Here is a 15,604-nt window from a genome sequence, read left to right on the forward strand (position 1 = left end):
CCTGCTCCTTCAATATTCCGATGATCTGTTCTTCCGTGAACCGTGAACGCTTCATTCGTCCGTCTCCTTGATGTGACGGACTCTACCAAATTCTGGAGGAAGGTCAGGGGCTCAGGTCACCTGTCGAATTTGATCGTGCGTGAGATGGAAGCACGGGATTCCTCGATCGAGGCACTGGCAGATCGCATGCAGCTTTCTGCAACTCTGTTGGAGCAGGTGGTGGCGGGCGCCGCAAAGCTGCCCCTTGATCAGGTTAAGCCACTAGCGACCGCACTTAACATCAGTTTGGCCGAGGTGTCAGAGCTCGCTTTGGCGCAGCATTTTGGATTTCAAACTACGAACTTGCTCCGAGAGCTTCTGGGCCAGGAGGCCCTGTCAACAGCGGAGTGGGAGTGGCTTCATCTTATTCGTGCAGCTGCCCCAGGCGATGTGACGCCCCCAAGCAGGATCGGGAAGCGGGTGATCCATTCACTGCTTGGAGGGGCGACCGCTGCGGAGTAGGGGGCGTCAAACGTCAAAGCTGGGCAGCTTATCGATCGCCTTCTGCTTTGCGATGATCGTGAAGTCCCCGTAATCATCGGCTACTCGCCCAGAGGAATGACCACAGATCGCATCTAGGATCCCGCTATCAATTTCAGCCTCTCGGCCTGTGGTCTTGAAAGCATGACGCCAGCCATGGTTTGGGGAAACGCCTTCTGGAACAACACCCGCCTTCTTGAGCCAGTTCGAGATCCGTCCCGATACTGTTTGTGCTGGATCAGCTGTGCGCTCGCCCTCCATCGGGGGATAGAATAGTGGCCCAGTTGGCGCCTTCTTCACAAACTCGAGGAAGCCCAGCTTGATAATCTGCTTGTGCAAGGGGACGTCTCGATACTTCCGCGTTTTAACCTTGCCGGCGTCTGGGGTGATCCTGATGAATGAGATCTTTCCCTGGGTTTGGATGTCCTCCTTGCGCAGCTGCGTGATCTCAGAAATGCGGGCGCCAGTGAAAGCACAGAGCAGTGGCGCCCACTTCTTTGCGGCACTGGTCTGCGGCTTCTCCTGCGTCTGAGGATTATCGGAGGCTCTTGCCTGGTAGGCCAATGCGAACTTTAGGATCTTTGTGGCCTCGTCGCGTGTAAACCCTTTTGGGCGGTTCAAGACTTTGGCTGCGACTTTCAGCTTGATTGTGGCGGCAGGATTCTCATTCAGGAGGTCATTGGCGATAGCCCAGTTGAACACCGCGTTGACCGCCGTGAGATAAACGTCTTTTACCGTGCGCGGTGACAGCGTTTTGATCTTTGCGTCCTTCCACGCCACGAGGGCTTTTTTGGTGATTTTACGAGCGTCGGATGTCTTCGCGAATACAATAAGATCGTCGATCACTGGCGCCCAGCGCTTCTCGGCCTCTATCCCCTTTCCGTTTGCTTTGAGCTCGGCGATGTAGCGTTCGAATAGATCTTTGAGCGGGACTGGCGGAAGCTCCTCGATCTCTGGTGCCGCATTCACAAGCAGAGGCGAAGTCAGCTGGCCTGTGTAATCACCCTCATCGCGTTCGGCGGCGCGAGCAAATGCTTCAAGCTCGGATTCGCAGAGCGCTATCGCGAGCTTGCGGCGCTCGGGTGTGCCTATTTCTGCCGTTGTATGACCCAGGCGCCGGTAACGCTCGATTCTTTCCCCCACAAGGGTCTCCAAGAGCTCATCGGATAGCTTCCCCGCGATGCCCTGCCGAAGAACCTCTACAAGACGATCATCAAGCCCGACGCTCGCATATCTAGAATCGCTGTTGCGAAGGGCAGAATCGAAGGCAAGACGTTCGTGGTAGTTCTTCAGGGCGATCTGATCGACCGGAAGAGGATAGCGGCCAGGTTCTACGATCCTTCCACCCGCCTTCGCAGCTTCCTCATGGGCTTTCGCGATCGCGTATTGCATTCGCGAGACAGCAGAATGCAGCAAGCTGAGGGCGATTTTCCGATCGGGCCCGAGTGCTTCACGCAACTCTGTCTTGTCTTCTAAGTAAGGCCTCAGATGTTTGGGGATCACGAGCCGTGCAAAATAACGGCCGTTTCGATTCAAGAGATAGCGCGGCTGTCGGGCCATCGAGTTCTTCCGGTTTGTAACGCATTTTGTAACGGAAGAATGAACAAACGCCCTGCAAATGCAAGGGCTGCAACGATTTCAAGAGGATGGAATGGTGCTGCTAGAGAGATTTGAACTCTCGGCCTCTCCCTTACCAAGGGAGTGCTCTACCCCTGAGCTATAGCAGCATCTGGCGGGCGAAGGTTGGTGTCGCCCGGAACGAGGGGCCTATTGCCACAGACTTTCGGGCAGCGCAAGCCGGAAAAGCGATTGATGCCGGATGTTTTGTGACAAGGCCGTGTCGGGCTTCCGGTGCGACGCAGTTTCCGCTATCACCCGGGCATGGCAGAAGACGCGGAAAACAAGGGCATTGCGCCCGATGATACGGCCCAGGTCGGGGCCGGCAGCAGCGGGGAGGGGAACCTCACCGATCGTGGGGCGCGTGGGTTGAGCGAGGCCGAGCAGCGGCGAAGGATCCGGGCAGCAGAGAAACTGCGCGAGAATCTGGCGCGGCGCAAGCAGCAGTCGCGGGCCCGCCGTGCAGGTCGGGCGGAAGATGGCGAGGGGCTTCCCGCAGCGCGCCCCTCGGCCGGGCTGGCGACGGAGACGGAGACGCCTGCTGTAGAAGCCTCCCAGCCGTCGAAGCAACAGCCGGCCGCCGGCACCCTGTCGGCCGGCATGGGCGTGGACGAACCTGTTGTTGCCATCTCCGCCGCAAATTCGTCCAAACCCGGTGATTAACCCAACGTGACGGGCTTCGTTGAACCGGTCGCGCTTTTCGTCTAAGGAGCCAGCCTCGCTAGGCAAGGCTCATCCCTCATTCGCTCATCAAGGAAAGGCGGGCGTTCGCGCCCGTATCGTAGGTTCACATGGATCGCATCAGGATCGTCGGTGGTAATGCATTGAACGGGATCATTCCGATCTCCGGTGCGAAGAATGCAGCGCTTCCGCTGATGATTGCCTCGCTTCTGACCTCCGATACGCTGACGCTGGAAAACGTGCCTCATCTGGCAGACGTTGAAAATCTCCTGCGCATCCTCGGCAATCACGGCGTCGACATCTCGGTCAACGGCCGCCGCGAGCATCAGGACGGGTCCTATTCCCGCACCGTGCATTTCACCTGCCGCACCATCGCCGATACCACCGCACCTTACGAGCTGGTGTCGAAGATGCGGGCGAGCTTCTGGGTCATCGGGCCGCTTCTGGCCCGTTGCGGTCAGGCCCGCGTCTCGCTGCCCGGCGGCTGCGCCATCGGCACGCGCCCCGTCGACCTCTTCATCGAGGGCCTCCAGGCCCTCGGCGCCGAGATGGAAATCGATAGTGGCTACATCAATGCCAAAGCCCCCGAGGGCGGCCTGATCGGCGCGCGCTACACCTTCCCCAAGGTCTCGGTCGGCGCCACCCATGTCATGTTGATGGCAGCCTCGCTCGCCCGCGGCACGACCGTGATCGGTAATGCGGCGCGCGAACCGGAAGTGGTCGATCTCGCCAACTGCCTGATCGCCATGGGCGCGAAGATCTCGGGTGCCGGAACCTCCACCATCACCATCGAAGGCGTGACCAGCCTGTCGGGCGCCCGCCACCGCGTGCTGCCGGATCGCATCGAGACCGGCACCTATGCCATGGCGGTTGCCATGACGGGTGGCGACGTCACGCTGTCGGGAACGGATATCAGCCTGCTCGACACGGCGATTGAGGCGATCCGTCGCGCCGGCGCCGAAGTTTCGGCCGTCGAGGGTGGCATTCGCGTCATTGGCCATGGTGACCAGATCCGTCCGGTCGACATCGTCACCGAGCCCTATCCGGGCTTCCCGACAGACCTGCAGGCGCAGTTCATGGGTCTGATGACCCGCGCCCAAGGGGTTTCGCATGTCACGGAAACGATCTTCGAAAACCGCTTCATGCATGTGCAGGAGCTTGCCCGCCTCGGCGCCAAGATCACCCTGAACGGCCAGACGGCCCGTATTGAAGGCGTGTCGCGTCTGCGCGGTGCACCCGTCATGGCAACCGACCTGCGCGCCTCCGTGTCGCTGGTCATCGCCGGTCTGGCAGCCGAAGGCGAAACCATGGTCAGCCGCGTCTATCATCTCGATCGCGGCTTCGAGCGGCTGGAAGAAAAGCTCACCCGCTGCGGCGCGATCGTCGAGCGTATCAGCGACTGATCGACCGACGAAACACCTCATCCGGACTGCAACGGGACGAAAAGTCTTTTTGTCCCGTTGCCACTGGACAAGCGGCAACCTATGTCGACAACATGAAATCGACGGGGACTGCAACGCGGTCTTCAGGCTGCAATAGTGAGGTGACATGACGGACCTGAAACTTCTGGTGCTCGATGCCGATGATCTCGCGATCATTTCGGCGCATATGCAGGACGCCGTTTTCAAGGTTGGTGATCTGAGCTTCTCTGCCCGCTCCGGCGTCTTTTCGCTCGCCGGCAATCGCTTTGTCTGGGAGAAGGCCGATCGAGCGAAGAAAAGCTTCGAGCGTCGCCGCGCCGGACTGAGCTTCAAGCGCGTCGAGGCGGTCCGCTCGATCGGGTTTGATCGCGGCAAGGTGGATGAAGTGATGAGTCTGCTTGCGGTTCGTTACGTGCCAACAGGCGAGGGGCCTGATGGCGTCATCGAACTGGTGCTGGCCGGCGGCGGGATGGTCGCGCTCGAGGTGGAGTGCATCGAGGCCCAGCTCGCCGATATTGGCGGCGCCTGGGAGACGACGGCAAAGCCGGAGCACGAGGCCGACTGAGGGCACTCTCTGTGGCGCAGCAATTTGAAATGGCAGTCTGAGAAGGAAGTGTGGGGACGTGGCAATCTGGCTGGATCAGGCATCGGGGGATTTTGAGGCGCGATTTGCCGCCTTCCTGACGACGAAGCGTGAAGTATCCGACGATGTGAACGATGTCGTGCGCAAGATCATCGACGATGTGCGCCTTCGCGGTGACGCGGCGCTTGCCGATTATTCGAAGCGTTTCGACGGCGTGGACTTCTCCACCGTATCAATGCGAGTGAGCGATGCCGAGATCGAGGCGGCGACGAAGGCGACGGCGCCTGAGTTGATCGATGCCCTGATGCTGGCAGCCGAGCGCATCGAACGCCATCACGCGCGCCAGATGCCCAAGGACGATATCTACGAGGACGCAATCGGCGTCGGCCTCGGCTCGCGCTGGACGGCCATCGATGCCGTCGGCCTTTACGTTCCCGGCGGTACGGCAAGCTATCCGAGTTCCGTCCTGATGAATGCGCTCCCCGCCAAGGTGGCCGGGGTGCCGCGCGTTGTCATGGTCGTGCCGGCAACCGGCGGCGCAATCAATCCGACGGTGCTCGCGGCGGCAAAGATTGCCGGCGTTACCGAGATCTACCGCATCGGCGGCGCTCAGGCTGTCGCGGCACTCGCCTATGGTACGGAAACGATCGCCCCGGTCGCCAAGATCGTCGGCCCCGGCAATGCCTATGTTGCCGCCGCCAAGCGCCAGGTCTTCGGCACTGTCGGCATCGACATGATTGCCGGTCCCTCGGAAGTGCTCATCATTGCCGACAAGGACAATGATCCGGACTGGCTCGCCGCTGACTTGCTCGCCCAGGCCGAACACGATCCGGGCGCCCAGTCGATTGTCATCACCGACGATCGTGCGCTCGGCGAGGCGGTGGAAGCCGCTGTCGAACGGCAGTTGAAAAGCCTTCCCCGCGCCGAAACAGCCTCCGCCAGCTGGCGTGATTTCGGTGCCATCATCAAGGTCGAGCGGCTTGCCGATTCGATCCCGCTCGCCAACCGTATTGCGGCCGAACATCTGGAGCTTGCGGTTGATGATCCCGAACCCTTGATCGACGGCATCCGCAATGCCGGCGCGATCTTTGTCGGGCGCCATACACCGGAAGTGATCGGCGATTATGTCGGTGGCTCCAACCATGTCCTGCCGACCGCGCGTTCGGCGCGTTTCTCCTCGGGACTGGGCGTGCTGGACTACGTCAAGCGTACCTCGATCCTGCGGCTCGGCCCTGAGCAGCTGCGCAAGCTGGCACCGGCGGCGATTGCGCTGGCGAAGTCGGAAGGGCTCGACGCCCATGCCCGCTCTGTCGCCATTCGTCTCAATCTCGGGAGCTAGCAATGGCGGCTGGCGACTTCCGGCTCTGCGATGTCGTGCTGGACGAGACCATTGGTCGGTCCACGCCTGATGTCGAGCATGAGCGGGCGGTCGCCATCTTCGATCTGATCGAAGAGAATTCGTTTCAACCGGTCGGTCACGCGGGTGGCCCTTACCGGCTCTATCTGTCGCTGATGGACCGCAAGCTGGTGTTTTCGATCAAGACCGAAGACGGTGGCGATGTTGCTGTCCACATCCTGTCGCTGACACCGCTGCAAAGGATCATCAAGGACTACTTCATGATCTGCGAGAGCTATTACGAGGCGATCCGTTCGTCGACGCCGTCGCAGATCGAAGCCATCGACATGGGACGGCGCGGCATCCACAATGACGGTTCACAGACATTGATGGACAGGCTCGCCGGCAAGATCGTCATCGACTTCGACACCGCCCGCCGGCTGTTCACGCTGGTCTGCGTGCTTTACTGGCGCGGCTGAGCATGGAAAGCGATGCGCCGGATGCCGGCAAGCCCCGCCGCCCCGGTGCAGTTCTTTTCGTCTGCGGGATGAATGCAATCCGTTCGCCGATGGCCGAAGCAATCGCACGGGCGATGTTGCCGTCGGGCGTATATGTCGCCTCCGCCGGCGTGCGCCGCGGCGAGAGCGATCCCTTCGTTGATGCGGTTCTCGATGAACTGGGATTGGTCGCTCCCAAGCATCCGCCACAAACGCTGGACGATCTGGAAGACGACTATTTCGATCTTGTCGTAACCCTGTCGCCAGAGGCGCATCATGCAGCCCTCGAACTGACACGTCAGACGGCGGTCGAGGTTGAATACTGGCCAATGCCGGATCCTTCCGGCACGACCGGCACACGGGACCAGATCCTGGATGCCTATCGCGATGTGCGGAACCGACTGGAAAAACACATCGTAGAGCGCCTCATACAGGCCGAAAATCGCTAAAAAGTCCCGGATTCGGGCAATGCCGAAAAGCCTGATCTACACGGTTCACAAAGTGACAGGGATTGTGTAGTTTCCGCGCACATTTTTAAGGGCGCAAATGTCGCCCCTTTGAAACCCCAGGAAAGACAACTGCTCAATGGCTAAAGAAGAAGTCCTCGAATTCCCCGGCGTCGTCACCGAACTGTTGCCGAACGCAACCTTCCGCGTGAAGCTCGAAAATGAACATGAGATCATCGCCCATACGGCAGGCCGCATGCGCAAGAACCGCATTCGTGTTCTCGCTGGCGACAAGGTACTGGTTGAAATGACGCCGTACGACCTGACCAAGGGCCGCATTACCTATCGCTTCAAGTGAGCGTCGCCTCCGGCCGCGAGGGATCATGGAACTGAGACACAAACTGATACTGGCATCGGGTTCTCCCCGGCGGGTGGACCTGTTGAAACAGGCCCATATCGAACCGGCACGCCTGATGCCGATGGATCTCGACGAGACCCCGAAGAAGGCCGAGCATCCGCGCTCACTCGCCCGCCGCCTCTCGGCCGACAAGGCCAAAGCCGCCTACCAGGAGGTCCGAAAGGACCTTGCATGGAACGGCAGCTTTATTCTGGCAGCCGATACGGTCGTAGCCGTTGGCCGGCGCATCCTGCCGAAGGCCGAACTGATGCAGGAGGCATCCTCGGCGCTGCATCTACTCTCCGGCCGCAGCCATTGGGTCTTCACCGGTGTCTGCCTGATCACGCCTGATGGCAAGCAGCGCCAGAAGATCGTCGAGACCAAGGTGCGCTTCAAGCGTCTGTCGGGCTATGACATCGAATGTTATCTCGCTTCCGGCGAATGGCGCGGCAAGGCTGGCGCCTATGCCATTCAGGGCATTGCCGGGTCCTTCGTGCAGAAAATGGTGGGCTCCTACACGAATGTCGTCGGCCTGCCCCTGTTCGAGACATTGCAGATGCTCTCAGGCGAGGGCTATGACGTTCACACCCCCTGGACCGAGGGCTGAGCATGTCTGAAGATGAAACCGGCCGCCTGGCCAAGGTGGAGCCGCTGCGCAAGGCGCTGCCGTGTCCCGAATGCAAAAGGCCCTCGACCCGCGAGGACTATCCTTTCTGCTCGGACCGTTGCCGCAATCTCGACCTGTCCCGCTGGCTGAAGGGCTCCTACGCGATCCCGGTCGTTGACGACGAAAGCCAGGCAGAAGACGACGGTCGCGGCTGACGCTGCGGTCGAACCCGGGTTCGGCTGCTTTGCAGCCTGAACCGGATCTGCTTGTTCGCATTGCATTTTCTGGGATTTTCACATCTTCTTCAAAAAAGTGCCGTCAGGTGCTTGCCATGGCCGAACAAGATGTTATAACCCCGCTCGCTCCCGGGGGACAGACCCCGGCGGTTCCGAGAAGGAGCCGGCAGGTTTCGCAAGAAGCCGAGATGCCCGGATAGCTCAGTTGGTAGAGCAGCGGATTGAAAATCCGCGTGTCGGTGGTTCAAATCCGCCTCCGGGCACCATTTTCTCAAATCAGAATATAGAAGATGTGCTCCGACACTCGCCTGCGGGTGAACAGGTTCATCTCTGCCTCAATCGCAACCCTTGGGAATGTCGAGCTGGTACGTGGTCTTGCCCGGGCCATCCGGCAGGATCGGGATCAGGTAGACGACGAGATCACAGTCCTGTGTGCGGATGGTCCATTCCGAAGCGCCATCCTTTCGCGTCCCCGTATTGCCGATCGAGCCGATCGGCTGCTGCTTCAGCATATCGGGCAGGCGGGGATCCCCGAGGATCACGCCGATCCGCTCCAGGCTGTCGTAGTAGCCTGACAAGGCCGCCTGGGCAGGCAGGCCAAGGCCCGCAAAAGCAAGGAAAAGGGCTGGTCGCAGCAGGCCTGCAACGAGAGGACGGATCGACGTGTCGGTCATGGGCAAGCTCTCCTGAAATCGGACAAAGCCTTCCACGACTTCGCGCATTTCGCAAGAACCGAAACGCGCAGGATCTCAGTTCGGCAGGGCGTGCATCGAACGTCGCCGTAAAGATTGCATTCACCTTTTGCCGGTAAAGCTTTGTTAGCAATTCCCTGAGGCTGCGGGTGTCTGGCGTATTCGGTACCCGGTCGTAGTATTTGAGTTCGAGTGTCATGCGTTCCAAGGTCATTCCCTCGCTCCTCGTCGGCTGCATGGTGCTCACCAGCTGCAGCGCGCGCACCAATCCCGTCGAAATCCTGCGGCTGAGGAACCAGCCTGCGACCCAGACGGCTCAGGCAGCTCCACCGCCGGCTCAGGCCCCCATGCCAGCCGTTGCAGTCGATGAGCAGACGGCATCCATCACGCCATCCTCTCCGGTGACCAGCCATCCCGAAGCACTTGCCTGGGCCGGCAACGGCCAGCAGCAACAGCATTTCGAAGCATCGCCGATGACGGCCGGCATGCCCGTGCCCGATCAGCGGCCGGTCTCACGGCTCGTTCCGCCCACGCCCGCTGTCATGGCGCCCGAGGAGCCAGCCGCGTCGTCGTCCGGCGGACGGCACCGCGTTTACAGCCAGCGCTTCCGCGATGCGAAGCCGATCAATTTCGGTAAGGTAAAGCCGAAGCACCATGCGGTACACGGTGTCGACGTCTCGCGTTGGCAGGCCAATATCGATTGGAAGACGCTGCGCGGCCAGGGCGCCAATTTCGCTTACATCAAGGCGACCGATGGCGGCGATCATGTCGATCCGATGTTCCGGACTAACTGGGACCGGGCCAAGGCCGCCGGCCTCAAGCGGGGCGCCTATCACTTCTTCTACTGGTGCCGCGTCGCTTCCGATCAGGCCGACTGGTTCATCCGCAACGTGCCGCGTGACCCGGATGCGCTGCCGCCGGTGATCGACGTCGAATACAATGGCGAATCCAGTTGCCGCTTCCGCCTGTCGCCAGAAAAAGCGCGTGAAAAGATGCAGGTCTTCATGGACCGCCTCGAGCGCCACTACGGCAAGCGTCCGGTGATCTACACCGCACCCGATTTCTACAAGGACAACCTGCGCGGCCATTTTCTGGATTATCCGTTCTGGCTTCGCTCGGTCGCAGCGCATCCGTCGAAGACCTATCCGGGACGCAAATGGGTGTTCTGGCAGTATTCGGGTTCTGGCCTGTCGCAGGGCGTCAACGGCAAGATCGACCTCAACGTCTTCTATGGGTCGGTCAAGGATTGGCAGCGCTGGGTAGATGGCAAGACCAGCTGGGAAAACGTCGCCGGCCTGCGCTGAGGCGGGTCGTGCCACAAGACCTCTGCGGAGGAAAATGCGCCATGTCTGGAACCGAATGATGTCTCGCGCGTTAGACGCGAGACATTCAGGAGGAGTTCGTCATGATGCGCGCCTATTACGACATCGTTCCGGAAGCTGATGGCTGGGCCTATGTGCATGAGGGCCTGCGCTCGGTCTGCTATCCGAGCCATGCGCTTGCCGCAGAGGCAGCACGTCGTCATGCGGAAGAGGGTGCCCGGTTGCGTCGACCTTTCGTCTTGCGGCAACAGGACCTGACAGGACGTTTTCGGGAAACCGGCCCCGCCTGGCAGGGTTGGGCGCCACGGCATGCATCGGAGGCTGTCGGCTGATTTGCAGCCGTCGTTGCGGTATGCACGGGACAGCTGAATTGCGATTGCATTTCATCGACATGGTGAGAGCAAATAGGTGGCGCGGGGTGAGACCACGGCTCTCGCCGCCTGTTGTTTTGCAGGCGGCGAAAACGCCGGGAAGTTGGTCAGGGCAAGTCTTCCGTCTCCAGCTGCACCGTCACCTTCCTGACGCCCGGAACGGCGAGCAGGGCTTCGATCGCCCGATCGATTTCCGCGCGCGATCCAATTCTACCGAGCAGAAATATCTCCCCCTTGCTCGCCGTCACGGTCAGGGCTGTTGCATCCACCCCCTCGGTCATTGCAAGCGCCTGGGCAGCCTCTTCTTCCAGTATCGCATCCACCGGCATGGCCCCGATGGGGGTCTCGTTCGCAACGACTGGCTCTTCGCCGTGAAAGGTCTGCGGCTTGAAGATCATGATCTCGCTCCTCGGGTGTCGATCAATTCTGTCTCGATCAACGACAACGCCCGACGGGCAATTTGGTTCGCATCGCTGCAGCGGGAATGGCACCGACTTGGGTTCTGCATGACGCGTGGAAGACGGATATGAGCAAACTCGCTCGCCTTCTGCTGGGCTCATTTCCCACCGCATCCATCGGCACCTATCTGGCGACGATGGCGGCACTCGCCACCCTGCCGCTCCTGGGCTTTGTCGTCTTTCTCCTGCTTGAACTCGAAAGATCACAATTCCAGGCTTTGCGGGTCAGTACAGCGCAGGATGCGCAAACGATCAGCCGCAGTGTCGAGCGAAGGCTCACGGACCTCACCACCACCTTGTCGGTGATTGCGGATGCCCCCGAACTCAAACAGGGAAATCTGGAAGCCTTCCACAACCGGATCGGTGGCAGCCTGAAGGACAGTTCGCTCTATGTGATCCTGTCCACCCGGGACGGCCAACAGGTTTTGAATACAAGGGTCGCCTGGGGCGCGCCTCTTCGACCCGTTTCCAATCCCGCCTCTGTCCGCTCAGCCATCGCCTCGGGTCGTACTGAATTGTCGGGGGTGTTTTTTGGCGCGACGAGCCAGCGCTGGGTCGTCAATCTGACGAGGCCCCTGCCAGCTGGCAACCTTCCCGGCGGTGCTGAAGCCATTATCCTCACGCAGGATGCAGCGACGCTCGGGGACCTGACTTATCGGGAAAACCTGCCGCCGGAATGGACGGCGGCACTCATTGATGCCGCTGGTCGGATCATCGTCTCAAGTGGCCCGGACAATCGCCCCTCGGGCAGTAACTTCGATCGGGACAAGCTCGACCTGCTCTTCGGCGCCAACAACAGTGCTGTCTTCTATCGGGAGGGCGAGCAATATCTGATGGGCTATGCCCGCGTGGCCGACTGGCCCTGGCATGTGGTGGCCTGGGGTCCGGTGGCCAGCACCAAAGGGTCTTTCGTCAGCATCTGGCGATCTCTGCTCATCGGTAGTCTCGTCTTCCTCACGCTGAGCCTCGGCGTCGTGCTGGTGGCGGCCCACCAATTGCGGGCGTCCATTCGCAGAATTGCGGGCATGGCCGAGCGAATAGGCAAGGGTGAAATCGTCTCGCCCGAAACCACCAAGATCGTCGAGGCGAACCAGGTGGCGGTCGCCTTGTCGAACGCATCCTTCGATCGCGCCGAAGCGGAGGAGCGGGTCCACTTCATCCTGCAGGAACTCGTGCATCGCACGAAGAATATCCTGTCGCTCGTCCAGGCAATGATGCGACAGCTGGCCCGAAGCAGCGACAGCGTCGAAGCCTATCATCAGGCCGTCAGCGGACGTCTCGCGGGTCTCGCCGGGTCGATCGAAGCGCTGGCCAGGCAACAATGGGGCGGTATCCCCTTGGCCAAACTCATCGACCTGCACCTGCAAACCGTCGTCGGATCGACCGACAGGGTCGAAAAACTTGGACCGGATATCCTGGCCAATGCCAATGCCGTGCAGAACCTTGGTCTTGCCTTGCATGAACTGGCGACCAATTCAATGAAATATGGCGCGCTCTCGGTCATCGAGGGTCGAATTTCGGTGGAATGGTGGATCGAGGACCCCGATGCGGATCAGCCCATGCTGCATCTGGTCTGGAGCGAGCGTTACGGCCCGCCGGTCGAGAAGCCGACGCGCCGCGGTTTCGGCTCTACTGTGATTGAAAGGCATGCATCCAGCGCCTTTGGCGGCAAGGTGACGATGGACTTCGATCCGGCAGGCCTGCGCTGGACACTGGTCGCACCCCTGTCCGCTTTTATCGGGACTGCCTGACGGCGGAACTTAGTTCCTCATGTCCGGTTCTCCTTCGAGACGAAGCACGAAGGAGTTGAGAGCATGAGCAATGGGAACGCACGCGACCGCACGGTGGAGAGGGACACGACCCCAGAAGTGAAGCAGATCCACAAGGATGCCGAGGGTCAATTCGTCGGCACCCAGCACGGTGGCCACAACAATGGTGTCGCAAGTGCCAAACCGACGGTGATCACCGGATCTGAGGATGCTACCATGCACAAGTGGCCGCCTGGCAAGAAAGATCCGCCGGCGGATTGGGACGCAAATTTCGATCCTAAGGACAATAGCGGTCAATAACGGTCGGAGCCGGTTTTAAAGCCGGCTCAACTTTCTGCCACGGATCGGAACGCCTCTGTCGCAATCCTTGCGACCGTCAAAGATCCGCGATCCGGTCGGCGGTGCGCCGAATGGCGGACGCCCTTGCCTTTGCCGTTTCGAGAATCTCTCGGATCTCGGCGCTCTTTTCCCCCGTTCTGGCCAGCCCCGCAGATGGTGTTGCGCCTGGATCTTCCGACCCGTCCTGCGCCAACACCTCCTCCTCCAGGCTGCGGATCAATCCGGGTCCGGCATCGGGGTGCAGCAATACCTGGGCAACCAGCGCGATCAGGATCTCGCGCTGGGCGTTGAGACGGCCCTCGAGTGTCGGTGCAGAACTCTCCATAGATGATCGCCTCGATGTTTGAGCCATCTTACGCGTGAAGCGCAGTTCAGCTTTAATGTTCAGGATGCGCGTTGTGCGGCGTCGCCGGTCAAGCGGGTATAGACCTCGGCATAGCGTTCCGCGCTGCGGTCCCAGGAATAATCCGCCCGCATGGCCTGCATCTGCAGGCGTGCCCATTTGCGCTTGTCACGATAGGTCTCGGCTGCACGTCTGAGGGCCTGACGGAGACCCTCCGCCCGAACCGGGTGGAACTGGAAGCCAGTCGCGGCCCGTGCAGACAAGGCGGCATCATTCGCATCGATGATCGTCTCGGAGAGGCCGCCTGTGCGTGATACCACCGGCACACAGCCGTAGCGCATCGCATACAGCTGAGTGAGACCGCAGGGCTCGAAGCGCGATGGCTGGATGATCGCGTCGGAGCCGCCATGGATGAGGTGCGCCGTCGGCTCGTTGTAACCGACAGAAACGGCCATCCGCCCGGGGAAGCGGCGCGCCGTTTCCTGCAGAGCGGCCTGGATGTCATGGTCGCCCTGGCCAAGCACGATCAGCTTGCCGCCAAAGTGGAAGATCTCGTCCGCCACCTCGGCCAGCATGTCCATGCCCTTTTGCCATGTTACCCGCGTTACCGCCGAAAACAGCGGACCTTCACCGGGTTCAAGGCCAAATCGCTCCAGCAGAACTGCCTTGTTGTGCCGCTTATTGCGCACGGTCTTCAGGTCAAAACGATGTGGCAGATACGGGTCCGTCGCCGGGTTCCAGATCTCGGTGTCGATGCCGTTGACGATCCCCTGCAGGCGGTCCATCCGCGCATTCAACACACCATCCAACCCCATACCGAAGGTGGACGAGAGAATCTCGCGCGCATAGGTCGGGCTGACGACGGTGATGTGTTCAGCCGTGGTCAGGCCACCCTTGAGGTAGCTGATGTCACCGTAATACTCCATGCATTCGGTGGTGAAAGCTTCTGGCGGAAGGCCGATCTGCGACAACAGCGATGATGAATACTGGCCCTGGAAGGCAAGATTGTGGATGGTCAGCACAACTGGCACATCGCTGCCCATATGCTTGAGATAGACCGATGTCAGTGCCGACTGCCAGTCATGCGTATGGACCAGATCCGGCTTCCAGCCAGGCAGAGCGCCGGCTGCGATCTCGGCGCCGGCCAGAGACAGTACGGCAAAGCGCTTCCAGTTGTCCGGATGATCATGGCCGTGTTCGTCGACATAAGGTCCGCCCGCACGTTCATAGAGCGAGGGAGCATCGAGCACGAACAGGCTCAAGCCGTCGATTTCGAGATGGCGCAGCGTCGCACGTTCGCCCAGCAGGCTGTCGAATTCCATAAGCGGCGGGTGCAGACGGGCAAGAGCCAGGATCGAAGGATAGCCTGGGACCAGCGTGTGTGTGCGGATGCCGAAGCGGGCAAGCGCCTTCGGTAACGCGCCCGTCACGTCCGCCAGTCCACCAGTCTTCACCAGCGGGAAGATTTCGGAGGTCACGGCGAGCACGTTCAGATGCTTGCCAGGGAACCCTGTCCGGGTCGGGGAGGGGGCTTCGTCCAAGGTGTAAGCGTCGCGAATATGCTGAATGAACTGCGCGCGGCCAAGGGCGAGGCCAATATGTGTTCCTGCCATGGATGTCATGTCGGCCTCCTTGGTTGGCGTGTGGTGGCGTCCGGCATGTCCGGGATGGAAAGATCTTCGCGTTCTGCCGACACCTGGGCTTCCGCGATACGGCGCTCGGCGTTTTCGACGGTCTCGCGGGCGGAACGATAGAGAATCTCGTAGTCTTTCACCGCGACCTGCCAATGGGCGTCGTCGCGCCCATGCGGCCGCCCCTCTTCCTCCCAGAGCGCATAGGCTCGGCGTGCAATCCAATCATAGTCTCGATCTGCCATGTCATGTCTCCGTCGTCGCCGCTCAGGCCCGCGCATGGCCGAGGTTCGGCGGAGCAGAAGCACCGTCGGCAGCCGGACGTCACGACCCCCATCG

The 15,604-nt window shown here is 60.7% G+C and carries 19 protein-coding genes and 2 tRNA genes; 14 read left to right on the forward strand and 7 right to left on the reverse strand.

Features of this window, described 5'->3' with window-relative positions:
• Window positions 1-507 precede the first annotated feature (507 nt).
• Both ACSV9I_RS04790 and ACSV9I_RS04795 read right to left on the reverse strand, forming a co-directional pair.
• Window positions 508-2,079 (reverse strand): tyrosine-type recombinase/integrase, encoded by a 1,572-nt coding sequence (locus ACSV9I_RS04790; protein ID WP_438327716.1) that lies wholly within the window; start codon window positions 2,077-2,079, stop codon window positions 508-510.
• A 92-nt stretch (window positions 2,080-2,171) separates the two neighbouring features.
• Window positions 2,172-2,246, reverse strand: a tRNA-Thr gene (locus ACSV9I_RS04795).
• A 124-nt stretch (window positions 2,247-2,370) separates the two neighbouring features.
• On the opposite strand from ACSV9I_RS04795, the gene ACSV9I_RS04800 reads away from it, so the two are divergent.
• The 10 genes from ACSV9I_RS04800 to ACSV9I_RS04845 all read left to right on the forward strand — a co-directional run bounded on the left by ACSV9I_RS04800 (window position 2,371) and on the right by ACSV9I_RS04845 (window position 8,606).
• Window positions 2,371-2,799, forward strand: coding sequence for a hypothetical protein (locus ACSV9I_RS04800; RefSeq protein ID WP_438328557.1), 429 nt, complete (start codon window positions 2,371-2,373; stop codon window positions 2,797-2,799).
• A gap of 128 nt (window positions 2,800-2,927) precedes the next feature.
• Window positions 2,928-4,220 carry a UDP-N-acetylglucosamine 1-carboxyvinyltransferase gene (murA, locus tag ACSV9I_RS04805; protein ID WP_054159726.1) on the forward strand — a complete coding sequence of 431 codons (1,293 nt, stop codon included), beginning with the start codon at window positions 2,928-2,930 and terminating at the stop codon, window positions 4,218-4,220.
• A gap of 145 nt (window positions 4,221-4,365) precedes the next feature.
• On the forward strand, window positions 4,366-4,803 hold the full coding sequence (locus ACSV9I_RS04810; protein WP_438327717.1) for a DUF2948 family protein: 438 nt from the start codon (window positions 4,366-4,368) through the stop codon (window positions 4,801-4,803).
• 58 nt (window positions 4,804-4,861) lie between these two features.
• Entirely contained in the window at window positions 4,862-6,160 is a 1,299-nt protein-coding gene (gene hisD, locus ACSV9I_RS04815) for a histidinol dehydrogenase (protein WP_438327719.1), read from the forward strand.
• A gap of 2 nt (window positions 6,161-6,162) precedes the next feature.
• Window positions 6,163-6,636, forward strand: a complete 474-nt coding sequence (locus tag ACSV9I_RS04820) for a UPF0262 family protein (protein WP_054159723.1) — start codon at window positions 6,163-6,165, stop codon at window positions 6,634-6,636.
• 2 nt (window positions 6,637-6,638) lie between these two features.
• Window positions 6,639-7,103, forward strand: coding sequence for a low molecular weight phosphatase family protein (locus ACSV9I_RS04825; protein WP_054159722.1), 465 nt, complete (start codon window positions 6,639-6,641; stop codon window positions 7,101-7,103).
• Window positions 7,104-7,239: 136 nt separating this feature from the next.
• Complete coding sequence (infA, locus tag ACSV9I_RS04830; RefSeq protein WP_004435948.1) at window positions 7,240-7,458, forward strand: translation initiation factor IF-1; 219 nt, start codon at window positions 7,240-7,242, stop codon at window positions 7,456-7,458.
• Between the two features lie 25 nt (window positions 7,459-7,483).
• A complete protein-coding gene (locus tag ACSV9I_RS04835; RefSeq protein WP_054159721.1) occupies window positions 7,484-8,104 on the forward strand; it encodes a Maf-like protein in 621 nt (206 codons plus the stop codon).
• 2 nt (window positions 8,105-8,106) lie between these two features.
• On the forward strand, window positions 8,107-8,319 hold the full coding sequence (gene yacG, locus ACSV9I_RS04840) for a DNA gyrase inhibitor YacG (protein ID WP_054159720.1): 213 nt from the start codon (window positions 8,107-8,109) through the stop codon (window positions 8,317-8,319).
• A 211-nt stretch (window positions 8,320-8,530) separates the two neighbouring features.
• A tRNA-Phe gene (locus tag ACSV9I_RS04845) sits at window positions 8,531-8,606 on the forward strand.
• A gap of 69 nt (window positions 8,607-8,675) precedes the next feature.
• Here ACSV9I_RS04845 and ACSV9I_RS04850 read toward each other — a convergent pair.
• Window positions 8,676-9,014, reverse strand: a complete 339-nt coding sequence (locus ACSV9I_RS04850; RefSeq protein WP_438327720.1) for a hypothetical protein — start codon at window positions 9,012-9,014, stop codon at window positions 8,676-8,678.
• 215 nt (window positions 9,015-9,229) lie between these two features.
• On the opposite strand from ACSV9I_RS04850, the gene ACSV9I_RS04855 reads away from it, so the two are divergent.
• Together ACSV9I_RS04855 and ACSV9I_RS04860 are read left to right on the forward strand one after the other, a co-directional pair.
• The gene (locus ACSV9I_RS04855) at window positions 9,230-10,336 is read left to right on the forward strand and encodes a glycoside hydrolase family 25 protein (RefSeq protein ID WP_054159707.1); all 1,107 of its coding nucleotides are present in this window, start codon (window positions 9,230-9,232) and stop codon (window positions 10,334-10,336) included.
• A gap of 101 nt (window positions 10,337-10,437) precedes the next feature.
• Window positions 10,438-10,686 (forward strand): hypothetical protein, encoded by a 249-nt coding sequence (locus tag ACSV9I_RS04860; RefSeq protein WP_054159706.1) that lies wholly within the window; start codon window positions 10,438-10,440, stop codon window positions 10,684-10,686.
• 146 nt (window positions 10,687-10,832) lie between these two features.
• On the opposite strand, the gene ACSV9I_RS04865 is transcribed toward ACSV9I_RS04860, so the two are convergent.
• Window positions 10,833-11,123 carry a BON domain-containing protein gene (locus ACSV9I_RS04865; RefSeq protein ID WP_438327721.1) on the reverse strand — a complete coding sequence of 97 codons (291 nt, stop codon included), beginning with the start codon at window positions 11,121-11,123 and terminating at the stop codon, window positions 10,833-10,835.
• Window positions 11,124-11,251: 128 nt separating this feature from the next.
• Here ACSV9I_RS04865 and ACSV9I_RS04870 point away from each other — a divergent pair, with 128 nt between their 5' ends.
• Window positions 11,252-12,934, forward strand: coding sequence for an HWE histidine kinase domain-containing protein (locus ACSV9I_RS04870; RefSeq protein ID WP_438327722.1), 1,683 nt, complete (start codon window positions 11,252-11,254; stop codon window positions 12,932-12,934).
• A 117-nt stretch (window positions 12,935-13,051) separates the two neighbouring features.
• The gene (locus tag ACSV9I_RS04875; RefSeq protein ID WP_438328514.1) at window positions 13,052-13,252 is read left to right on the forward strand and encodes a hypothetical protein; all 201 of its coding nucleotides are present in this window, start codon (window positions 13,052-13,054) and stop codon (window positions 13,250-13,252) included.
• Between the two features lie 76 nt (window positions 13,253-13,328).
• Here the strand turns inward: ACSV9I_RS04875 and ACSV9I_RS04880 are convergent, their stop codons facing one another.
• The 3 genes from ACSV9I_RS04880 to ACSV9I_RS04890 all read right to left on the reverse strand — a co-directional run bounded on the left by ACSV9I_RS04880 (window position 13,329) and on the right by ACSV9I_RS04890 (window position 15,510).
• Window positions 13,329-13,616, reverse strand: a complete 288-nt coding sequence (locus ACSV9I_RS04880) for a hypothetical protein (RefSeq protein WP_438327723.1) — start codon at window positions 13,614-13,616, stop codon at window positions 13,329-13,331.
• A 59-nt stretch (window positions 13,617-13,675) separates the two neighbouring features.
• Window positions 13,676-15,127, reverse strand: a complete 1,452-nt coding sequence (gene glgA, locus ACSV9I_RS04885) for a glycogen synthase GlgA (RefSeq protein WP_438328515.1) — start codon at window positions 15,125-15,127, stop codon at window positions 13,676-13,678.
• Between the two features lie 125 nt (window positions 15,128-15,252).
• The gene (locus ACSV9I_RS04890; protein WP_438327724.1) at window positions 15,253-15,510 is read right to left on the reverse strand and encodes a DUF2934 domain-containing protein; all 258 of its coding nucleotides are present in this window, start codon (window positions 15,508-15,510) and stop codon (window positions 15,253-15,255) included.
• Between the last annotated feature and the right edge of the window lie 94 nt (window positions 15,511-15,604).

Source organism: Rhizobium sp. G187 (assembly GCF_051549525.1).
In the GTDB taxonomy this organism is placed as follows: Bacteria; Pseudomonadota; Alphaproteobacteria; order Rhizobiales; family Rhizobiaceae; genus Allorhizobium.